This window comes from Pseudomonas juntendi (assembly GCF_009932375.1).
Classification (GTDB): domain Bacteria; phylum Pseudomonadota; class Gammaproteobacteria; order Pseudomonadales; family Pseudomonadaceae; genus Aquipseudomonas; species Aquipseudomonas juntendi.
Window position 1 is genome coordinate 29,097 of the sequence record NZ_BLJG01000001.1, and the last position, 20,088, is coordinate 49,184.

Below are 20,088 nucleotides of genomic sequence, written 5' to 3' on the forward strand. Positions count from 1 at the left end.
TCAATACTTGATGCAGGCCAGATAGGCCCGGTTAGCCATGCGCGTTTCATTACCCCCTGCGGGGTTGATGGTCAGTCCGTGCGTATGGGCGGGGGCCGTGGTGGTGGTAAGGGTTTGCGTACCGTCACTCATCTGATCGCCAAAGACGGCATTCCCCCCAGTGGTTAAAAACTCGGCCGCGATTCGCTCACGCGTAAATACCGTAGCGTGCGCATGAGCTCCACCACTGTTGGCAGTACCATCGTGCACGTGCGCTTCGTTCTGGCCCGCCTGGGTAGAGAACAACACCCGGCCCGAATCGGCCGCGTTAAGGCCGTCAGTCCAGGCGCGGTCGATCAACTCGCGGTCGTCCGGCACGTTGAACGTGGTAGATCCGTCGCCGGCGCCAAACTTCGTCCCGATGGCCGCAAACAACGCGGCATAGGCGGTGCGCGAGTAGGCCGCACCGTTACGCGGCAGCCAACCCGTTGGCGCGCTACTCAGCGCAAAGTGCGATACCTCGCCAGGCGGCGCGGCAGCCGTTAAGGCGGCATTCATCGCGTCGACGGTCGGCGTCTCTGCCAGTTTGCCCCGGCTGGACACAAACCAGCCGGTATTGCTGTTGCTCACCAGCTCCACGTATTCGCCACTTTGCAGTACCAGGGTGGCCAGCGTGACGCCTGCCACAATGCTGCCGCTGCTAGCGGTGATGGATAGAGTTGACCCGGTCGGGTTACGGAACGCGTAGGCCGTGCCCCCTGGCGCGTCTGCCGCTGCCGGCAGGGTAACGGTCAGGTTATTCGCGTTTGCCTGATACAGCCGGCCCGACTGCGATGCAGTCAAGGTCATGCTGGAAGAGAAACCCAACACAGGCCCCGAATAGTTGCGCTTGGACAACTCGACAAACTCAGTCGTGGCCAAGTTCTTGGTCGCGTCGTTGACTTTCTGCGTCGGCCCGGTTGGCGTACCAGTAAAGGCTGGGCTGTTGACTGGGGCCAGTCCGCTCACGGCCCGCTGCACAAATGCGGAGTTGACCGCAGTCTGCGAATTATCGGACGCGGCGGGAGTAGGCACTGTCGGCTTGCCGGTGAAGCCTGGATTATTTAGTGGTGCAAGCGGTGCACATGCCTCCTGCAGCTGGTCGACCGTGACCGTTTCCTTGAGCTTTCCGCAGGTGCTGACGAACCACTGGCTACCGGACGCAGAAAGCTCGATCCACTCATAGCCCTGCAGCGTCACCTTGGCGACTGACGCACCCTCTTCAACAATCGTCCCAGCCGAAACGGCGAGCGTCTGCGCGGAGGCCCTGGGGTTGCGCAAGGTCACTACCGAACCATTGGGCACGTCAGCCGCTGACGGCAGCGTCACTGTCAACGCATCGGCGTTGAACTGCAGTAAGGCCCCCAAATGGGTTGTAGTATTCAGCGTTACGCTCGTGGCCAAACCCACGGCCGGCTGGGTCCGATAGCTGCGCGAGTTGTTGTTAATCGCAGCGATCATGCTATCGCTGAATGACGCCAAGGCATCCGAGATGACCTTACCAATCTCGTTCAGCGTGCCGCGCTGGTTGATAAAGTAGTTCGAGGTCGACGCTTGCAGCTCGATCCACTCACCAGGCTGAATCACCAGCGACGAAACCGCGTTGTTCTTCTCGTAAATCTTGCCGCTACCTACGGCTACGGTTACGCCCCCTGAGCTGACGTTACGGATAACGAAAGTACCGCCTGAACCGGCATCGGCAGATGCGGGCAGGGTTACCGTAACCGGGCCGGTCACGTTGAACGCATACCCAGTCTGAGAACCGGTCAACGTGATATCCGCACCGATGCCCACCACGTTGCCGCTGTAGCTACGTTTGAAGGCGTTAACAGCCTGCAGCAGCGCTGCCATGGTCGCAATTTGTGCGGTGTTGGTACCCAGGCCGGCAGTGGGTGCTGTCGGAATTCCCGTAAAGCCTGGCGAGTCGAGGCGCGCTACCTGCTGCCAGTCGGCCCAGGTGCCTGCCGCTCTGCTTCGCCAAAACAGCCGCGCATTGACGATGCTGCCACTGCAGCCAGCAGCAAGCTGGAAACAGCCGGAGTCATTGAACTGAATATGCAGCAAGGCCATGGATGCATTGGGAAATGGCGTGTGCTCCGTACTGCCATCCGCCCGGTACAATCCAGTTTGCGTAACAGCGTCAAAGTCGCCGATTCGCACTCCAACTGTTGTCCCAAGGCCAAAAGCCTGAAATGCCGCCATCACCGCCGCCATGTTGGCAATCTGCGCGGTGGTCGCGCCGACAGGCGCAGTTGGCACGGTCGGTGTGCCGGTGAAGCTTGGCGAGTCAATCTCAGCCGCTTCTCTGAGCTTGCCGCGACCCACGACAAACCAGGCGGTACCGGACGATGCCAGTTCCGCCCATTCGAACGGTTTCAAAGCCAGCGAGCCGCCCGTGGTGCCGGCATCCACAATTGAACCCGAGGACGCGACCACGATGGTCTGCGTGGCCGTGGCCGATGGGTTGCGCAGCATTACCGATGCGCCATTGCCCACTTCGGTCAGCGACGGCAGCGCCAGGGTCACGGCGCCACCGTTGAATTGCACAGCGTTGCCCATCTGCGCAGCAGTCAACGTCAGGTTCGTGCTCACCCCGATAACAGCCGTCTTGAACTGACGGCAGGCAGCGGCAACCGCTGTGGCCAGGGCGCTCATGTTTGCGATCTGCAGCCCGGTGCTACTGGCCGCAGGCGTTGGGGTCTCAGGCGTTCCCGTGAACTTAGGCGACAGCAGCGGCGCCTTTTTGGCCAGCTCGTTGACCATAGTAGCGGCGAAGTTCGGATCATTGCCGATGGCGGTGGCCAGCTCTTTGAGCGTGTCCAAGGCGCCCGGCGCCGAGTCCACCAGGCCATTCACTGCGCTGGTGACCGAATCGGCAATAGCCTTGGCGATTTCGGTTCGGCTGTAGGTTTCCGACTTGGTGTACACGTCGGTAATGCCATAGCCCGCAACGGTGGTAGGGTTGGTCGCGGCAACCACCCGGCCGTACTTGTCGACCTGCACGCTTCTGTAAGTGCCGGCGTTCACGCCCGTGCGGCCAAAGGCCATTTCAAACGACAGCGCCGTTACGCCCAGGGCAATCGGGGCATCGGTCACCAACTGCCAGGCACTGTCACCGTTGACCGTGCCCGACTCGACCAGCACCAGAAGGCCTGGGGTTACCTTGGCGCTGCTGTCGGCATCGGTGGAGCGCTTCCATGCGGCGCCCGAAACCACGGTATAGATACCGTTTTCCTTGGCTGTTGCTTGGTTCTTCACCAGCACGCGTGCGCCTGCGGTCAGGGTCACGCCGTCGATGGTCTGCAGACCGGTCAGGTTGATGGCCGCTGTGGTGGCCGCCAGTACCGAGTGCTTGAAGTCCTGCCGGCTCAGTTCCTCGGTGACCCATTCACGAGTGGCCAGCACCACGCTGGGGTCAATCTTGAGCTGTACGTTCGCCGCGTTACTCACCACCAGGCTCATGCGCAGCACCTGAGTGCGGCCCGAGCCCTGCGACAGCACCGGTTTGTAGGTCGGCGCGCAGTTGGCCACCGCTACTAGGTCGCCATCGGCATCGTACAGGCCAATTTCCCTGATCCACTTGCCGCCGATATCGGCCGGAATGACCTGCTCGGCGACGATGATCGATGCATCGTTGTCGTCGACCTTGAGTTGATTGAGTGGCGCCCGGCGCCACTCATTAATCAGCGTCTTCTGCGTTGGGTTGGGCACCGGATCGGTGCCGTTGGCGTCGCCCACCGCCATCTGCGTGATTTTCCAGGCGATGCCCAAGGCATCGGCATTGGCCTGCTTCGCGGTCCCCACGTTCGTGAGAATCGCAAAAAACTGCGAGTTCTGATCAACCATGCTTGATTTCCAGTGTGTCGATGGTGGTTTCGCGACCGCCGCGGCCTATTACGCCGATGACCTCGATGTCGCGTTGGGAAGGGGGGTAAACGTCCAGGATGTCGCCTTCCTGCAGTCCAATGCCAAAGTTGATCTGGCCCTTTGTCTCAAGGCTGATGACCAGGCCAATCAGATGTCGGGTGAGGGGTTTGGCGTCGTCGATCAACCAGGTCAGTTCCTGGTACATCTCCTCGGTGATGCCGGTTTCCAGGACGCCGATCTTGAGGGCGAATGTGCCAGGCTCGCCTTTGGGAACAGCGTCGAACCACTCCAGGACCTCGATCAGGTAGCCCAGTGGTTCCACCACCCGGCGCAGGGCGCCAATCGTTCCCTTGCGCGAATGGATGAAGAACGAGGAGCGGATTGCCTTGCGCTTCGCCGCCTCTGGCCACTGGCTGTCCCAGCGATCGACTGAAAACGCCCAGGCCAGGTATGGCAGCAGTGGTGCCGGGCAGCGTTCGGGGCTCAGCAGATCGCGGATCGGCACCGGGACGCGCTGGATCTGGGCAAGCGCCTCCGCCGCCTGGCGTTCCAGGGCCGTGCTGTTATGGGGAAGCAGGCTCACGCTTCGGTCCCCAGCACTAGGTTGATGGCGGTGCAGTAAGGCGCCTGGGCGGTGGTGGCGTTGATGTCAGACCAGTTTTGCAGCACGACCTTGCGCACGCCTTCCACATGGAGAGCCGCGTGGACCGCCGATTCAGCGACTTGCATACCCAGCCGCCGTCTCTGGCTCACGTAGGCCCAGACCTTCTGCTCTGCGGCTGCCAAAATCGGTTCTGCTTCAGGCCCTTGGCTCTGCAGGTAGAGGGTGGCCTTGATCTGAAACGCCAGCGGTTGTGCGCTTTGGACAATCAACCGGTCGCCGACAGGGCGGCGGTCCTGGTCGTTCAGGTACTCACGAACTTGGGCGATCAGCGCATCACTTGCCAGGCCATTGGATTCGGTGGATTGGATAGTCACCACTGCGACGGCAGGCGTCGGACTTTCCGCCGATGCATCTGCTACTTGGCCCGCGGCCGACCGGGCGTGGAAGATGTAGGCGTTACGAGGGCCGGCGGTGCTCAGGCCCTCGAAAGCCATTTGTGCACGTTCGCGCAGCGCATCGTCGCTCTCCATCACCAGAGGCACAGGCGGGATCGCTGAGAGGTTGGCCACCTGGATAACCAGGCGCTGCACGTTGAAGTTGCCGGCGATCTGGTCAAGGTCCGAACCTTTCGCGTAGGCCAGCATCGAGGCGAGGGACGCCTCATTCACGCGCTGTCGCCACACCATTTCGCGGTAGGCGTTCTCCTGCAGCAGCTTTGTGATCGGCTCAGATTCCAGGGCCAAGCGACCGGCAATTTCGGCTTGTTCGTCGGCGGGCCACAGCGAAATGGCGTAAGCCTTGCGCTCGGCGAGGATCTGCTCGAAGTCGATCTGCTGTACCACATCCGGCGCGGGCAGTTGGCTGAGGTCGATCGGCGTGAAGGTGTTCATGCGCTACCCCCCAGTTGCAGAGGCATGCGCATGCTGAACGGCTCGTTGCTATCGACCACGACACCGGTCAGCTCCAGGACCGCACGCCCACTCAGATCGGGGATATCCAGCTGAACGCGGGTCAGGCTGATGCGCGGCTCCCAGGTGAGCAGGGCCATTGCCGTGGTGGCATACAACCGCAGGCACGTTGCGCCGTTGAGGGGCTGGTCGATCAACTCGGGCAGCAGGCTGCCGTATTCGCGCCGGGCGATCCGGGTGCCAATGCGGGTGGTGAGGATGTCCTCGACCGATTGAGCGATGTGCTCGGCGGTCGTCAGGGTTGAGCCGTTGCTGCGATTCACTTTGTAGGGACCCCCGTCAGTGCTTGACCTTTCATTACCTCGCCGTGGAGGTGGCGGATCAGGCTGATGCCGCTTGCGACGACGTCCTTCGAGACGGTCACGTTGCCGGTGATGGTGATGTCGCCCTCGATGGTGATCCCGCCGCTGCTGATCAGCTGGGTTGTGCCGCCACCAGGCAGAACAGCGCGCAGGTGATGGGCCTGGCTGTCGTACTCGATTACCGCACCATCGTTGTAGGTACGGCGGTGCAGGTCGGCTCGGTCCCCGTTGGCGGGGATCGCGTCACTGAAAATGCCAGTGACCACTACGCCGTTGGCCAGCTGGCCGCTGGGCGAGAACAGCAGAACCTGCTCGCCTACCGTAGGCGGGTCCCATTCCCGGTTGGCACCAGCTCGCGCGGCGAGCCAGGGCAACCAGGTTGTCTTGATCCCGCCGGTCTGTACCTGGACGCGGGGCGGCTGGTGCTGCACCGCCGCGACAGTGCCGAGGCGGATCAGGTTTTCCAGCAGGCGGTTGATTTCGGCGATGGAGTTCATGCCGGGGATGGTCGCGCTACGCGTGCGCGAGTGCATTTCGCGGGACTTGTAGAGGCGGGCGCTACAGGCCGAGGTGTGCGAGCACCAGGTCTTTCAACTGATCCTGGTCGGCAGGTGTGAAGCCGAGCAGTTCGCGTTTCTCGTACTGCGCCGCTGGTCCGCGGGGTGCAATGCGGTCACGCAGGCCGTACTGGTGCACGCGAGCAATACGGGCAATGCGGCCAGCGAACCCCACGGAAAGGCCTCGTGCATCGCCCTGGGCCTTGAGGTATGTGGAGGTGCGCAGCTTCTGGAACATCTTGGCCTTTTTCTTCACGCGGCCCTGCTTTTCCCTGAGCTTGTGCTCCCGGCGGGGCGTGAATGGTGTGCCGTCCGGGCTGCGTTGTGCCTGGATGCGCTGCTGCTGGCTGCGGCGCAGCTGCTGGGCGACGGCGCGAGCAAGCTTCGCCCGACCAGCAGGCTCAAGTTTTCGCAGCAGCGGGCCGGCCCAGTCTTCCAGGGCGTCGAGGTCAGCCACGGCGTGGGCGCTTTGGGTGAGGCATGGTCAGCGCCATGCCGTCGGGTGGTGATGGCGGTTGCCATGACGCAATGGGCTGGCCGTCCGCAATGAGCGTGATTTCCCCGTGCTCTGCATACTCCTCGTACTGCGGCTCAGCTGCGTGGGTCACCGAGTGGGTGCCATCGGCTTGGCGCGTCACGATCACCCGTTCTGTCAGCGGCAGCGTGATGCTGAGGTCGACCTTGCTCCGGTCGAGAATGTCCGCTTCGAACTTCAGGCCTTCGGCGGACTTGTTCAGGTTGACCAGCAGCTCGGACTGATTCGACCGCAGCCAACCCAGGATCGGCAGCATCACGCTGTCAGGGTGACCGGCAAAGTCGGTCAGGATGATCTGCAGGCTGTACGCATATTCGAACGATAAGCCGGCAGCCGCGGTGCACCGTACCGCGCCCTGGTCAATGAACATGAGCAGCCTGTCGGGGTTTTCTTTGAGGCCTGGCACGGCTGCGAGCAGGTGCTCGCGCAGGCTATCGGGCTTGTTCATGGGTCACCTGGTACTGGTAGACGCTATCGACCTGGGCGGCGCACTCTGCCCAGGCCAGTTCGGTGCGCTCCTGGTCACTGAGCAGCTGGCCGTTGATCGTCGGCGCCGTGGCCGGCAGCTGGCAGGGCACTACCACTGGACAACCATTGACGATAAGCGTCGGCGCCGGTGATGGGGGGGCGGTCGCGCAACCGGCGAGCAGCATCAGGGAGAGGCTGAACAGCCCAGTTCCGCAGTTCTTCATTCTCATGTTTGAGGTCCTCGATCAGGCGCTCACGTTCGGCCAGGCCGCTACGCAGCGTGCCCTGGAGCTTCAGCAAGTGCGTTTGGATCTCCCGCTGGTGCTCCAAGGTGGATTGCAGTTTGGTGGCGGTGTCCAGGTTGCGGCGGGCATCGCCCTGGGCGGTTGCCAGCTGGTGCGCCAGGTCTGCGGTGCTCTTCTGCTCGATCAGCAGTTGGGTGCGCTGCCACCAGCCCCATATGCCAACGGTGATGCCAGCAGCCAAGGCCACCGGCAACAGTCCGCTGCGCAGGTCCATTACGCGGCCACCAGGGCGCGGTCCTGGTGCCGCTCGAAAGCGCGCTCCAGCTTTACGTCGTACAGATTCCGCTGGTAGTTCGGGCCGTTGTAGAGCTTGGCCACGATCGCCCACTTCTGGGCCTTCAAGGCCTTGAGCAGGCTAGGGTCCGCCTCTATGTAGCGGACGAAGGCCTCCAGGTGGTCCGCTTCACTGCGGTTCATCGCCGCCACGAAGTCGTGAATACTCGAGTAGCCGAGCCGCTGCCAGTGGTAACCCATGACCTGGAAGGCACCCCAGCTCGCCGATTCAAGCGCCGCCACCTCGTCCAGCTGGCGAGCTTGGGCCAGCCGCTGATGCTCGGCCGTTCCGCCGATATAGCCGCCGGCTTTCGGGTTGACCAGGGCCGGAGCCTGCTTGGCCAGCTTGAGTGCGCGCTGCTGCAGCTGCACTTCGTCGTCGCCAGGCGATCGCATCAGCTGCAGCCTGTCGAACATGACGTGTCGCTCGAACAAGATCACCGGCTTCCCGTTGTCGAGGAAGCCTTGCCCCTTCGATTCGACCTCATTCAGCGCATACACAGCCGCCACCGGCACGCCCAGGCGCAGCGAGGCCTGAACCAGGTCCGCGTGCTTGAGCAGCTTTCCAGTGTCCAGACCCAGCAGGCCGGCCAGGGTCTTCGGCCCGGCGATGCCGTCAGAGACAAGCCCTGCCTTCACCTGGTAGGCGCGTACCGCTGCCTCGGTCGCGTCCCCAAAGGCGCCATCGGCAACCAGCTTGGCGCCGCGGTCGTTGAGCTTGCGCTGCAGGTCGCGCACCGCCTGGGAGCGGTCGCCGTGTCGAAGTGTGGTCATGTGACGGTTTCCTCTTTTCGGGTGAAGAACTTCTTCGCGGTGGCACGGGTGAACTCGACGCCCAGCAGGCCAATGACGCCGCCGAAGAACGGGGCCGCGCTGATCGGGATGCCGATCAAGGGCAGGCCGTGGCTAACCGCCAGGGCCAGGGCTCCGCACAGCGGAGCTTCGACCGTCATGCGGCGTAGCCCGCCACCGCCGTAGATCACGCGCAGGGCGGCGATGACGATCGCGAGGCCGCAGGTGTAAACGGCGGGCCAGTTGTGTTCGAGCCAGGCGGCGAACCAGGCCCAAGTCTCGGGGCGGTCAGGCATGAGTGCTCTTCCATGGTTGTGGGTGGGGGCGGGCGGTCAGTCCCATAGGCTCACCATCTGTTGTTCAGGTGCGGCCGTTTGCTGTTCGGGTAGGGTGACGAGCAGGCCGGCCGGGAGGGTTGGCCCCTTGTCGGCCAAGCCTGGGTTGGCATCGAGCACGGCCTCGACCACGCCGGCAGTGCGGCCGTAATGCCGCCAGCAGAGGGCATCGACGGTGTCGTTTTGCTGCGTGCGCTTCTGCTCGGCCATCAGAGCAGCTCCACGGTGGTGCGTGACGTGCCCAGGAAATCGCGAATGGCCCAGCGCTGGTCGCGCCGGTAGTCGTCGATGGTCGGGGCCGTCTCTTCCGCTTTTTTGATGCCGCTCGCGGTGGTGTCGTAGTTGCGGTACCGCTCGCATACTTCGGCGCCGGCAGCGCACTCGACGGCGCGCAGGTAAAGATGAACCAGCTGCGAGAGGTCCTTGATTTTGCCGCAGGGAACGTCGCTCAGCGTGACGAAGCCTTCGGTCTGCTTGGCTTCTCCCCAACTGTCCAGCTCTCGGTTGACGCTGATGACCGCTGCAATAACAGCGGTTTCGAGGCGGGCGAGGGTGACGCTAGAGTCGATGCGCAGTGTTTCGCGCAGCGAGTCCAGATCGATCGACGGCCAAAAGGGGTCGCTGTTGATGTGCGGCCCAGGTGCAGAGTTGCTTGTCACCTGGCCGCCGGCAATGAATCCGCTCATGGTCGTGCTCTGAATAGGTCGGCGGTGATCGGGGCTTCACAGCTGAGCCATAGGCCGCTGATCCACCCCGAGCCGCCGGGGTTGCGCGGGACGCTCGGTTAGCCGACTGGATCGGCGATTTTCTTGAGGAGGCGCTCAGCGCGCTCCAGATCTTTCTTGCCGCCGCAGCTGTCGTGCAGCTCGATGGCGCGCTTCAGCAGATCAACGCCTTTCTGTACGTCGCCCGGTTGGCCAGGGTTCCCTTCGTCGAGGCCCAGCAGCGTTGTGCGGCCCAGAGCCAGCTTCAGCTTGGCGCGGACCTGGTCCGGCATATCCTCGTCCGCGGTGATTTCTTCCGTCCGCTGCAGGATTTCGATCGGAATGCTGGTTCCGGCCTTGAGCGCCTTGAACGAGGCCTCAGCCAACTCTTCAGCAACCGTGCAACCGGGCTTTCGGTTGAAACGGTCGGGCATCTTCAGCCCGTGCTGCAGCACGTACTCAGCGATGTCCAGGCCACTGGCCCAGTTGCCCGCGTCGAAGCGCCATACCATGACCGTAACGAGCACATCGTCCTGGGCGCCGCGACCAGCACTCAGCACGCCGGCAACGTAGTCCTCGTAGGCCGGCAGCAGGCCAAGCTTGAGCTGTGCACGCACCTCCATCGATTGAATGCTCGAAAGCCGCAGCTGGTCCTGGTGCAACTGGGCGAGCTGCATTTCATAGCTGCTCAACCCGGCCATGAGTGCGGACGGGGCGGCTGCCGCTGCGTCGAGCGCTGCGGTCGCCTTGATGAAGTGGCGCTTTGCGGGGCTGAGAGCCATGGGTTACGCCTCCAGCTCGATGTTTTCAATCAGGCAGCCGAGGCCGTAGTCTTCGACGACGTAGGCGTCGTTGCTCGACTCGAAGTTTTCGATGCGGTTCTTGCTCGGGTTCTCCTGGGCGTAACGGCGGCGGCCATTGATCTGCCAGTAGATCGCGAGGTTTTCCAGGCTGGTGACGAGAGCCGCACCGTCCGGCACGTAGGGCACTTCGATGGGTTGCTTACCGCCCATGCGCTTTTGCGACAGGATCATGTCGGTAGCCAGTTTTTCAGACGCGGCCTGTTCCTTGTTCACCAGTGGGAAGTACTTGTCGTGCACCAGGTTGCTGCCCAGGATCACGACGATGCCGGTGTCCTTCCGGTGCCAAGGGTCGATCAGGTTGGCGACGGCGTCGAAGATCAGGGCGTCCAGGTTGTTGTAGTCGGCATTCGCCCCCGTGCCGATCACGATCTTGCCAGGGGTTTTGCCGTCTTTGAGTACGCGGGCCGGTGCGTTGTCGCGATACTGCTGCAGCCAGCCGATGTTCACGTCCTGCAGCAACGGGTTGGCATCGCGGTTGGTATTGGCCGCAGCAGAAGTGCCGTTCATGCCGATCATGATGCGATCAAGGGCCTGGCGGCGCAGGATGGCGTCGCGCAGCATGGTCTGAAACTCGGGGTGGCGGGCCCAGGCGTCGAGCTGGGCGTAGCGGATGGCGGTGTCGAAGTCGGTTTGATGGGCTTCGTAGCCTTGCTTGTCCAGGCCGGATACGTCCCGCGGCATGCGGACGCCGGTACCGGTGGTGTCGGTGCGGCTAGCGATCGTGCTGCTGACGCCTACACCGATTTTCTCGCCCTTCAGTTCGTCGACACCGATCATGCCGATTTTCGACAGGAAGTCGCTGGACTCCTGCATGCGGGATTCAAGCTTCTGCTGGACCGAAGGGGCCACAGTGAAGGTCTTGGTGGCATCGCTCACGCCGTTGAGCTTGGCGATCTGTTCCAGATAAGCGCCGTACTGGGCGCGGGTTTCGTTACGCATGGGTTTCTCCGGTAATCCTTGGCTGGTTCAAGTCCTGTGGGATCAGCAGTCGGTGACAGCTGCGTTGCCGCCACCGCCGGAAACCGGCGGGCGATCCTTCTGGGTGTGGTCTTTGGTGTTGCCCAGGCGCTTAACCAAGGCATCAAAGTCGGTGCTGAGCTTGGAGAACTTGCTTTCCAGCTCGGTGAATGCCTGTTGCCCCTTTTCCAGGGCCTCGGCCTGCTCGGCGCCGTGAGTGGCCAACTGGTCGATCAGTTCGCCGAGTGCGCCGAAGTTGGCGGCATCCTTGCCATCCTTTTCCTTGCCCTTGTTGATGAGGCCACTGACCTTGGCCCGAAGCTCGGCGAACATGCCGGGGCTGTCAGTCACCTCCTCGAATTCGAATGCCGTCTCCTCGGCAGTACTGAAGATGTTGTCTTTGTCCTTTTTGTTGCCGGCGCGGAACGAGAGCGCCTCGGTGCCCAGGCTGGCAGGGGTATCGGTTACGGCCAGGCCTACCAGGTAGGCCTTGCCGCTGTCCGCGAACTTCGGCTGTACCTCGATGCTGGTATAGATCTTCTGGCCGGCCTTGTTCAGGGCAAGCAATGCATCGTTTGGCTGCAGTTGGGCGAACAGGGCCAGTTTCTTGATGCCGGCGATCTCGACCTCTTCAGCCTTGCACGCCAGGACGTCGCCATAGGCGCCGAACTCTCCGCCAGGCCAGTAGCCCTTGATGTGCTCGCAGTTGATGCGGGCACCGTAGGTGTTCGGGCTGTAGGTGCTGGCCATGTCCTCGATCCAGCTGCGTTCGATGTTGCGGCCATCGGTGGTCGCCCCCTCGACAGCGACTCGGGTCCATTTGGAACGGTATTTCTTGGCGGAGTTGTCGGTATTGCCGGCCATTCTGGAATTCCTCGTAGCGTTGGCGGTCTGCCTGGCGATGAGGGCATGGTCGGCATCGCGCGTGGCGCGGGCAATGCACTGGACTTGTAGGACAGGGACATACAGCCCCCCGAGATAGGGGATCACGCGCGCGGGCGGCAGCATCGGCGCCATGAACGCCACCACATGTGAACTGCCAACCGATCACCGCCGCCATGCCAAGCATCTGTACTGGCAGGGCTATCGCGTGTGCGAGATCGCCGAGCTGATCGGCGAGAAAGAGAAAACGCTGCACAGCTGGAAAGCCCGTGACGAGTGGGACCGGGCCACACCACTGGAGCGCATCCAGGCGGCGACTGAAGCGCGGTTGGTCCAGTTGCTGCTGAAGGACCCGAAGACCGGCACGGATTTCAAGGAAATCGACCTTCTGCACCGCCAGCTGGAGCGCCAAGCGCGCATCGAGCGGTACAAGAGTGGCGGTACCGAAACAGACCTCAACCCGGAGCTGGCCAAGCGCAACGAAGGACCGAAGCGAAAGCCCAAGCGTAACGAGATAGATGAGGAGCAGGTCGAGAAGCTGCTTGAGGCGTTCCTGGATGGTTGTTTCGATTATCAGAAGGATTGGTACCGAGCTGGCAACCAGCGCACCAGGGCGATACTCAAATCGCGGCAGATCGGCGCAACCTTCTACTTTGCCCGGGAAGCCTTGATCGATGCACTCACGACCGGGCGCAACCAGATTTTCCTGTCGGCCAGCAAGGCCCAGGCGCATATCTTCAAGGCCTACATTCAGGCATTCGCCCGCGACACCATCGGTGTCGAGCTGGCCGGCGACCCGATCATCCTGGCCAACGGCGCCGAACTGCATTTCCTCGGTACCAACGCTCGAACCGCCCAGGGCTACCACGGCAACTTCTACTTTGACGAATTCTTCTGGACCTTCAAGTTCAAGGAACTCAACAAGGTCGCCTCGGGCATGGCGATGCAGAAGCAGTACCGCAGGACCTACTTCTCGACCCCCAGCTCAATGGCGCACGAGGCCTACAGTTTCTGGACGGGTGAGCGTTTTAACAAGGGCAAACCGACTGCCCAGCACATCAAGTTGGATGTTGGCCATAACGCGCTGCAGATGGGCCGGCTGTGCGAGGATCGGATTTGGCGGCAGATCGTCACGATTCTGGACGCCGAGGAGCGGGGCTGCGACCTATTCGACCTAGACGAGCTGCGATTGGAGTACGACGCGGCAGCATTCCAGAACTTGCTCATGTGCGAGTTCGTCGACGACGGTGCGAGCATTTTCCCGCTGGCCGTGCTGCAGCCGTGCATGGTCGACAGCTGGACCGAGTGGGCCGATTACAAGCCCTTCGCTGCTCGGCCCTTCGCTGATCGGCAGGTATGGGTGGGCTACGACCCCGCGGAAACGGGTGATACAGCCGGCCTGATAGTGGTGGCGCCCCCCATGGTGCCTGGAGGGAAATTCCGTGTACTAGAGCGGCACCAGTTCCGCGGGATGGACTTCGCCAGTCAGGCCGAGACGATCCGCAAGGTAACGCAGCGCTATTGGGTCACCTACATCGGCATCGATACGACAGGTATGGGTAGTGCCGTAGCCCAGCTGGTGCGCCAGTTCTTCCCTGGGGTGCGCACCTTCACCTACAACCCCGAGGTCAAGACGCGCCTGGTCATGAAAGCCTGGGACGTCATCACCAACGGCCGGCTGGAGTTCGACGCTGGCTGGACCGATCTCGCTCAGTCACTCATGGCCATCCGCAAAACCATCACACCTGGCGGTCGCCAGTTCACCTACACGGCAGGGCGTAACGACACCACCGGTCACGCTGACCTGGCCTGGGCGCTCTTCCACGCACTGCACAACGAGCCGCTTGAGGGCCAAACCGTGGCAAACACCGGCATCATGGAGATCTATCAATGAGCAAGTCTCACAAGACCCGGACTAACCGCAGCGACCTGGTGCAGCAGGCCGCCCAAGGCGAGCTGATTGCCAAGGGAGATAGCGGACAGGCCGCGTCCTTCACGTTCGGCGATCCGGTTCCGGTACTGGATGGGCGGGAGATCCTGGACTACCTGGAAGCCTGGTCGAATGGTCGTTGGTACGAGCCGCCCGTCAACCTGGACAGCCTGGCGCGCTCGACTAGGGCGAGCGTATATCTGCAGTCTGGGCTCACCTTCAAGCGGAACATGCTGGTCCGCAGCTTTATCCCCCACAAACTGCTGGGCCGGCAGGCCTTCGAGCAGATCGTCATGGACTGGGGTTGGTGCGGCAACCTCTACCTAGAAAAACACGACAACATGCTCGGCCGGGCGATGGGGTTGCAGCCCTGCCTGGCCAAATACATGCGCCGCGGTACCGACCTGAACACTTACTACCAGGTACGGGGGTGGAAGGACGAGCACGAATTCAAAATGGGCACCGTCTGCCACCTGCGGGAGGCCGACATCAACCAGGAAATCTACGGTCTGCCCGAGTGGATGGCTGCCTTACAGAGCGCGCTGCTCAACGAGAGCGCGACCCTGTTCCGGCGCAAGTACTACCAGAACGGTAGCCATGCGGGCTTCATCCTGTATATGACCGACCCGGCCCATAACGAGAAGTTTGTCGACGACCTGCGGGACGCTATGAGGAGCAGCAAAGGGCCGGGCAACTTCCGCAACCTGTTCATGTACGCACCAGGTGGCAAGAAAGATGGTATCCAGTTGCTGCCGATCAGCGAGGTGGCGGCGAAGGACGACTTCGGCGCGATCAAGAACATTAGCCGCGACGACCTGCTGGCCGCTCTTCGCATACCACCACAACTGATGGGTATAGTGCCGCAAAATGCTGGAGGGTTTGGCTCGATTAAAGAAGCAACGGAAGTGTGGGTGCAAAACGAGCTCGACCCAATCAAAACACGATTGCAACAAGTAAACGAGTGGCTAGGGGACGAGGTTGTTCGCTTCATCCAACAATAAGCTTAATTGCATCCTTTTGAAAAAAACTGTGATGGCTGCCTAATAGTAGCCGTCACAGTGATGTGTGGGGTTCCGTCTAAGTGTCAGAATTTTTTAATGTTCCGCGCCGGCTCTAGACAGGTAGTCGTTGAGCGTATACCTGATCATCGATTTGATCTCTAACAAATTAGTGTCGGCAACGGTCTTCCCCGTTATCCCTGCGGATACAATAGTCAAGCCAAGGCTTTTAGCAATTTCCGCTCTACTGCCGTTTAGCTCTTTTTCACCAATCTTGACGGTGATCTTACTTTCGAATAACTGTCCCTTGAGTTTTTGTACAAAAGGCGCAGGGTCAACGGTTTCGTCAGAGACCAAGAGAACCTCAAGGAAATAAGGTGCAGGCATCAGCCCCAACACCCCTGTCCATTCGTCTTCTGCTGCTGAACTGAGAGAGAAGTAAATTCCATATAGTCCATTGCTACGCAGCTTGCTATCAAGAGATGACTGGATTTTGCTGAGTTTCAATATGTCGTTGAAGTCATCTGGGAGCGTTACGCGTGTGTAGCTTCTGGAGAGCCAGCCCGCAAAATTATCAAGCCATTGATTATTCAGCCAGTCAGCGGTTTCTCGATTAGTATCACAAATTTCGTACGCGGGTTGCCCTAGGTCTGCTAGTTTCCTTCGACTGATCCAAGTTCGCTTCTGAATATCAATTTCAAACGCGACCGTTTCGCCGGACCCTTCAGCCTTAGTGTGCAAGATTCTTGGGTTGTTTCCTTTCGAAACGGCCGGATCAATATCAATGATATCAATCTTCTTGGCGGCTACCATTTCGAAGACAGGAATTCTTTCAAAGTCAAGATTGTAAAGGTTGCAAGTTTGCGAAGTGATTACCCACCAAGTAGGCTCCACATCCTCTTGTACGTCATCGTCAAAGCGGGAAGCAGGCAAAATGGAGCCTTGCCACCATCCTGCCCTTTTAATTGCTTCAACCAATGCCTCGTCATTCTCAGCCAAGATCTGCTACTCGCTCCACGTCACTAGCGTGTGCATTACCTACGTAGGTTTTGCCCAATTTAGGAAGCCCTTCTCCAAGTCGAGGGGCTAGTTCATCCAGCTTCGCGATAGCAGCGGCCATACGCGAGTCATAATCTAGAGCATCATCGAGAATCACGTCAAGAAAGGAACGGCCATCTAAAGTCATCAGCCAGACCCCTTTCAAACGCTTCAGATCTAGCTTCGAATTATTGCGTCTGACTAATGTTGAGATAAGTTCCATTCGATTGGAGATATTCGCCCTTGGTGCGGCGTTATCAAGCCAATCATATACAGACTTACGAGTCACACCAAACAGCTGGGCGAGTTGGGTGATTGAGAGTCCAAGCTCAGACTGAATAAATTCAATTTGATTTTTGAAGGAAATAGCTGCGGGTCTTTCCTCTTTAGAAGCTGTATTTGCTACAGAAATTATGTTTCTGGTGAGCTCGGTAGGGCTGCCGTCCACTGTAATAATAAGTGCTGGAGTCTTGCGAAGCAATCCAGTTACGTCTTGAGGCAAGCTGTTTTCAAAGATAGCACCAATTTTAGTTTGAAAAGGTTCACTATCAATGAAGGTTCTTTGTGTGTCGCCAACTAAAAACCTAGACCTGGCTTTCGCAATATAGGCCGCAGATGAAGAGTATGATCGGCCTGCCTTGCAACCATATAAGGGTGCTTGAATAGATGGCGCTGCAACTGCGTCGGCGGCAAACATTAGGATTCTCCTTTCCAAACGTTGAACGCGTGCTCAGTAAAAATATCAGCTTGCCTGAAAAATTTGTTTGCTAGATTGTGAAGATCATTAAGTACTTGTTCGAGCTCTTCTTGTTTCACACGTTTAGGATTTTCATACATAGCCACGGCGTCCATGTCTACGATAAATTCCTCAGCCCCTAGAGGGGAAACTTCAAACTGTTTTTCAGGTCCATTCAATATTAGAGGTATTGACACCATCTCTTGTGGGATTGGAAACGCGCCTGGAAGCGCCAAGACGTTAACTCTAAGGTTGTGTGCGCCAAATTTATATATGGACATTACATGCCCCCCGACAGCTGATAAGTCTTCGGCTGTGGGAGAAAGATATCGCTCGGAAATATATTGAGACTTCGTCTCACCAATCTTTGGCTTGATGTGATCTAAGTATCTAACCCCAGCGTTATGCACATCTATAAAATTCATGTACTTATAGAGCACTTTAAGGGCGCGACTATTCTTTGCGGCGAAATCTTGATAACTACTGTATGTGGTGGTGAAAAATATTATTTGATCTTTCGAGAACTGGACACAGTAATCCTTATCGGCATCCGCCAACATCCATGCTTCATGAGTCTGCCCGGCCCCCTGTTGCTGCCCTTCAGGCGCCTCCATTTTGATGTGATGCATCAACGGAAGCACGTCTCGCAGCTCGTCTTGAATTTCATCCATTTTCTTGGCCACTAAAGGCCACGGCGCAAAGCGTACAGATGCGAGGACGTATTTTAAGGGCGACTTAGACAGGATGCCGGTGCGTTTCGTCATTGGATTGGATCCGAAAATAAAGGGGATTCCTACCATGCAAACTATACACGAAAGTAAACAAATGGTGACCCTCTTCAGTCGCGTCCCGGCGCGCGCCCTCGTCCCCCCGCCACGCCTGCGGGCTAAACGTGTTGGAATTTCTGCGCCCCTGCAGCCAGGGCCAAGCCGCCCAGTAACTGGGATTGGGCAGGTGGTGAGGGGTGCCGGCGTTCTGCGAATCCCTGCAGCGGCAAGGTTTTCTGTGGCGAACGGGGATTGGGCTCTGTGAATCTGGGGGAGCCGCCGGAAAAAGGTAAGTTCTCGTGAGGAGGGGGCTTGGGGATCTCAGAAGCCCGGATTTACTGGGCTTGGTCGCTAACTTTTGATGGTTAGGAAGGGTTAGGATTGAGGTTATTTATTCTCAAGTTCCTGATTTTAAAGGGATTTATTTTTTGGAAGCTGACGATGGTTAAAGGTAAGGAAATTACTACTTCTTAACCAAAACCTAACTTTTAGAGGTCTTCTGGAGGCCAGAAATGGAGAGGGATGCAGCCTGTTCGCATGAAACCTAACCGACCTAACCCTTTTCCGATGGGTCAACATCAAACGGCGGTCCCGCTCTAGGGAAGGGTGGTCGAGGATGACGCTTTACCTTCTCCTGATGAGCACGTACTCACTCTGACTCGATCTCTTGCTGTCCAGGCTGCTTGAATTCAGGACGCTCAATCGCCAAACCTATCTGCAGATAAGCATCCAGCAGGTCGCACATGTAGCAGATCGCATTCTCAAGGCTGTTGCAGCTGTATTCGGAATTGCCCTTATGCTCATTTACCGTCTTGATCAGACTGCTACAGAGGCTGTCTTTCTTCGCCTGATCTGGTTCCAGCTCATGCGCCATCAAATTTCGGAGCTGGTTCAGCTTCGATACCAGCGTCCAGATGTACTCGAGCCCCGGTACCGGCAGATTGCACAAGGATCTTGCCAGCAGCGTAATCTGCTTGAACGTCAGCCGTGCCCCTTTCAGGTGGGCAGGATTGGGAACAGAGTTCATGCAGAAGTCTCTCAGCATGGACTCAACCAGGAGATGGCCTTTCAGCACCGCGGTCTCCTCATCAGTCCCAGAAGGAAAATGCTTTTTGAAGAGCTCTCCGTTCCTCTTGGAAAAAATGGAGTCTGGAGCTTCGACCTCTTTACCTGCCATCGCTGAGTCATCCTGCACTGCTGGAAAGGTAATGCTATGCCATCTTGTTACGCTGGTTGTTACGTAAGCCACATAAAAAAGGGCCTGCATCGCTGCAAGCCCTTGATTTTTATGGTGCCGGCACCAGGAATCGAACCCGGGACCTACTGATTACAAGTCAGTTGCTCTACCATCTGAGCTATACCGGCAATGGGGCGTCATTATAGCGATCGGTTGGCGCCTGTAAACCACTTCGTTGCGATTGTTCGTAAAAGAGCTAAGTCACCGACCTAAAAGAAGAAATTTCTTACCAGCCGCGGTGCAGGGTGGTGACGCTTGGCTCGCTTTTACCTGGGTTGAAAAACAGCTTGTCGTTGTCGCAGCCGCGCTTGCGGCAGGGGCTTTCGGTGCGCATGGGCAGGCCGTTGTCACCGCCCAGCTGCATGCCGGGGTGGTTCCAGCCCAGGTTGTCGCTGGGGTGCGACGCTGGGTGTTGGGAGCAGGCCGTCAGGGCCAGGGCGAAGCTGAGCAGGGCGAGGGGCTTGGTTAGTGGCATGGGGTGGGTCCAATGTCGAATCTGGCGCAATGCCAGAAGATCGCAGGGCCGCTGGGCAGCGCGCGATTCACTTTTTAATGATTTGGGGCGCGGATGATACACCGATGAGGGTGGGTTTAGCATGGGGTTGCCTGGGAGGGCCTCTTCGCGGGTGAACCCGCTCCTACACTTATCGATTAGCCTGCAGGTACGAAAATTCTGAACCTGGGACCTGAAGGCTTCAGGATCTGTAGGCTTCAGACGTATCCTACGCGCGCCGCCGAAGTATCGCTGTTGTCGGGAAAATGGCTCACGGATAACGTTTCCGGGTCGCTCAGGCGACCGGGTGTGAGAACCCTGCTTCGAATAATGCGCTACCCCTTTATGGCGGCCGTACGTGGGCAGACTTCGGTCTGGCCGGGCTTCCTTATTCGACCGGTTTCTCACCCCGCGTACGGCTGCCACCTGAAATCCGTGAGAAAGATTTTTGGCAGTCCC

Annotated in this window: 22 protein-coding genes, 1 tRNA gene and 2 pseudogenes; 2 read left to right on the top strand and 23 right to left on the bottom strand. The window is 59.3% G+C overall.

The window, feature by feature from the left end; genetic code table 11:
* The 17 genes and pseudogenes from GYA94_RS28510 to GYA94_RS00225 all read right to left on the bottom strand — a co-directional run bounded on the left by GYA94_RS28510 (position 1) and on the right by GYA94_RS00225 (position 12,412).
* Positions 1 to 3,066, bottom strand: coding sequence for a tail fiber protein (locus GYA94_RS28510; protein ID WP_308936444.1), 3,066 nt, complete (start codon positions 3,064 to 3,066; stop codon positions 1 to 3).
* Positions 3,067 to 3,864: pseudogene (locus GYA94_RS28005) on the bottom strand (phage tail protein); the annotation flags it as partial.
* Positions 3,857 to 4,468 (bottom strand): phage tail protein I, encoded by a 612-nt coding sequence (locus GYA94_RS00160; RefSeq protein ID WP_161891576.1) that lies wholly within the window; start codon positions 4,466 to 4,468, stop codon positions 3,857 to 3,859. The pseudogene GYA94_RS28005 and the gene GYA94_RS00160, both read right to left, overlap by 8 nt.
* Positions 4,465 to 5,379, bottom strand: coding sequence for a baseplate J/gp47 family protein (locus GYA94_RS00165; protein WP_161891577.1), 915 nt, complete (start codon positions 5,377 to 5,379; stop codon positions 4,465 to 4,467). The genes GYA94_RS00160 and GYA94_RS00165 overlap by 4 nt, the downstream gene beginning before the upstream one ends.
* Positions 5,376 to 5,720, bottom strand: a complete 345-nt coding sequence (locus tag GYA94_RS00170; protein ID WP_161891578.1) for a GPW/gp25 family protein — start codon at positions 5,718 to 5,720, stop codon at positions 5,376 to 5,378. The genes GYA94_RS00165 and GYA94_RS00170 overlap by 4 nt, the downstream gene beginning before the upstream one ends.
* Positions 5,717 to 6,256: a phage baseplate assembly protein V gene (locus GYA94_RS00175; RefSeq protein ID WP_161891600.1), complete on the bottom strand. Its 540-nt coding sequence runs from the start codon at positions 6,254 to 6,256 to the stop codon at positions 5,717 to 5,719. The genes GYA94_RS00170 and GYA94_RS00175 overlap by 4 nt, the downstream gene beginning before the upstream one ends.
* Positions 6,257 to 6,317: 61 nt before the next feature.
* Positions 6,318 to 6,773 carry a phage virion morphogenesis protein gene (locus GYA94_RS00180; protein ID WP_161891579.1) on the bottom strand — a complete coding sequence of 152 codons (456 nt, stop codon included), beginning with the start codon at positions 6,771 to 6,773 and terminating at the stop codon, positions 6,318 to 6,320.
* Complete coding sequence (locus tag GYA94_RS00185; protein ID WP_161891580.1) at positions 6,766 to 7,299, bottom strand: phage tail protein; 534 nt, start codon at positions 7,297 to 7,299, stop codon at positions 6,766 to 6,768. The genes GYA94_RS00180 and GYA94_RS00185 overlap by 8 nt, the downstream gene beginning before the upstream one ends.
* Complete coding sequence (lysC, locus tag GYA94_RS27870; RefSeq protein WP_218031585.1) at positions 7,283 to 7,549, bottom strand: Rz1-like lysis system protein LysC; 267 nt, start codon at positions 7,547 to 7,549, stop codon at positions 7,283 to 7,285. The genes GYA94_RS00185 and lysC overlap by 17 nt, the downstream gene beginning before the upstream one ends.
* A pseudogene (locus GYA94_RS00190) lies at positions 7,470 to 7,838 on the bottom strand (Rz-like lysis system protein LysB); the annotation flags it as partial. The pseudogene GYA94_RS00190 and the gene lysC, both read right to left, overlap by 80 nt.
* Positions 7,838 to 8,671 carry an N-acetylmuramidase domain-containing protein gene (locus GYA94_RS00195; protein ID WP_161891582.1) on the bottom strand — a complete coding sequence of 278 codons (834 nt, stop codon included), beginning with the start codon at positions 8,669 to 8,671 and terminating at the stop codon, positions 7,838 to 7,840. The gene GYA94_RS00195 and the pseudogene GYA94_RS00190, both read right to left, overlap by 1 nt.
* Positions 8,668 to 8,985, bottom strand: a complete 318-nt coding sequence (locus tag GYA94_RS00200; protein WP_161891583.1) for a phage holin, lambda family — start codon at positions 8,983 to 8,985, stop codon at positions 8,668 to 8,670. The genes GYA94_RS00195 and GYA94_RS00200 overlap by 4 nt, the downstream gene beginning before the upstream one ends.
* A gap of 36 nt (positions 8,986 to 9,021) precedes the next feature.
* Positions 9,022 to 9,234 carry a tail protein X gene (locus GYA94_RS00205; RefSeq protein ID WP_161891584.1) on the bottom strand — a complete coding sequence of 71 codons (213 nt, stop codon included), beginning with the start codon at positions 9,232 to 9,234 and terminating at the stop codon, positions 9,022 to 9,024.
* Entirely contained in the window at positions 9,234 to 9,710 is a 477-nt protein-coding gene (locus GYA94_RS00210; RefSeq protein WP_161891585.1) for a head completion/stabilization protein, read from the bottom strand. Before GYA94_RS00210 ends, GYA94_RS00205 begins: the two co-directional genes overlap by 1 nt.
* A gap of 98 nt (positions 9,711 to 9,808) precedes the next feature.
* Positions 9,809 to 10,510: a phage terminase small subunit gene (gene gpM / locus GYA94_RS00215; RefSeq protein WP_161891586.1), complete on the bottom strand. Its 702-nt coding sequence runs from the start codon at positions 10,508 to 10,510 to the stop codon at positions 9,809 to 9,811.
* Between the two features lie 3 nt (positions 10,511 to 10,513).
* On the bottom strand, positions 10,514 to 11,530 hold the full coding sequence (locus GYA94_RS00220) for a phage major capsid protein, P2 family (protein ID WP_161891587.1): 1,017 nt from the start codon (positions 11,528 to 11,530) through the stop codon (positions 10,514 to 10,516).
* Positions 11,531 to 11,572: 42 nt separating this feature from the next.
* On the bottom strand, positions 11,573 to 12,412 hold the full coding sequence (locus tag GYA94_RS00225; protein WP_161891588.1) for a GPO family capsid scaffolding protein: 840 nt from the start codon (positions 12,410 to 12,412) through the stop codon (positions 11,573 to 11,575).
* Between the two features lie 151 nt (positions 12,413 to 12,563).
* On the opposite strand from GYA94_RS00225, the gene GYA94_RS00230 reads away from it, so the two are divergent.
* On the top strand, positions 12,564 to 14,324 hold the full coding sequence (locus tag GYA94_RS00230; protein WP_161891589.1) for a terminase ATPase subunit family protein: 1,761 nt from the start codon (positions 12,564 to 12,566) through the stop codon (positions 14,322 to 14,324).
* Complete coding sequence (locus tag GYA94_RS00235) at positions 14,321 to 15,361, top strand: phage portal protein (protein WP_161891590.1); 1,041 nt, start codon at positions 14,321 to 14,323, stop codon at positions 15,359 to 15,361. The genes GYA94_RS00230 and GYA94_RS00235 overlap by 4 nt, the downstream gene beginning before the upstream one ends.
* Before the next feature lie 93 nt (positions 15,362 to 15,454).
* On the opposite strand, the gene GYA94_RS00240 is transcribed toward GYA94_RS00235, so the two are convergent.
* The 6 genes from GYA94_RS00240 to GYA94_RS00265 all read right to left on the bottom strand — a co-directional run bounded on the left by GYA94_RS00240 (position 15,455) and on the right by GYA94_RS00265 (position 19,611).
* Complete coding sequence (locus GYA94_RS00240; RefSeq protein ID WP_161891591.1) at positions 15,455 to 16,357, bottom strand: hypothetical protein; 903 nt, start codon at positions 16,355 to 16,357, stop codon at positions 15,455 to 15,457.
* Positions 16,350 to 17,093, bottom strand: a complete 744-nt coding sequence (locus GYA94_RS00245) for a hypothetical protein (protein ID WP_161891592.1) — start codon at positions 17,091 to 17,093, stop codon at positions 16,350 to 16,352. Before GYA94_RS00245 ends, GYA94_RS00240 begins: the two co-directional genes overlap by 8 nt.
* Positions 17,093 to 17,896 (bottom strand): TIGR04255 family protein, encoded by an 804-nt coding sequence (locus tag GYA94_RS00250; protein WP_161891593.1) that lies wholly within the window; start codon positions 17,894 to 17,896, stop codon positions 17,093 to 17,095. The genes GYA94_RS00245 and GYA94_RS00250 overlap by 1 nt, the downstream gene beginning before the upstream one ends.
* Before the next feature lie 652 nt (positions 17,897 to 18,548).
* A complete protein-coding gene (locus GYA94_RS00255; RefSeq protein WP_161891594.1) occupies positions 18,549 to 19,076 on the bottom strand; it encodes a hypothetical protein in 528 nt (175 codons plus the stop codon).
* Between the two features lie 112 nt (positions 19,077 to 19,188).
* Positions 19,189 to 19,264: transfer RNA gene (locus GYA94_RS00260), tRNA-Thr, on the bottom strand.
* Between the two features lie 98 nt (positions 19,265 to 19,362).
* Positions 19,363 to 19,611, bottom strand: coding sequence for a hypothetical protein (locus GYA94_RS00265; RefSeq protein ID WP_009682865.1), 249 nt, complete (start codon positions 19,609 to 19,611; stop codon positions 19,363 to 19,365).
* Positions 19,612 to 20,088: the final 477 nt, after the last annotated feature.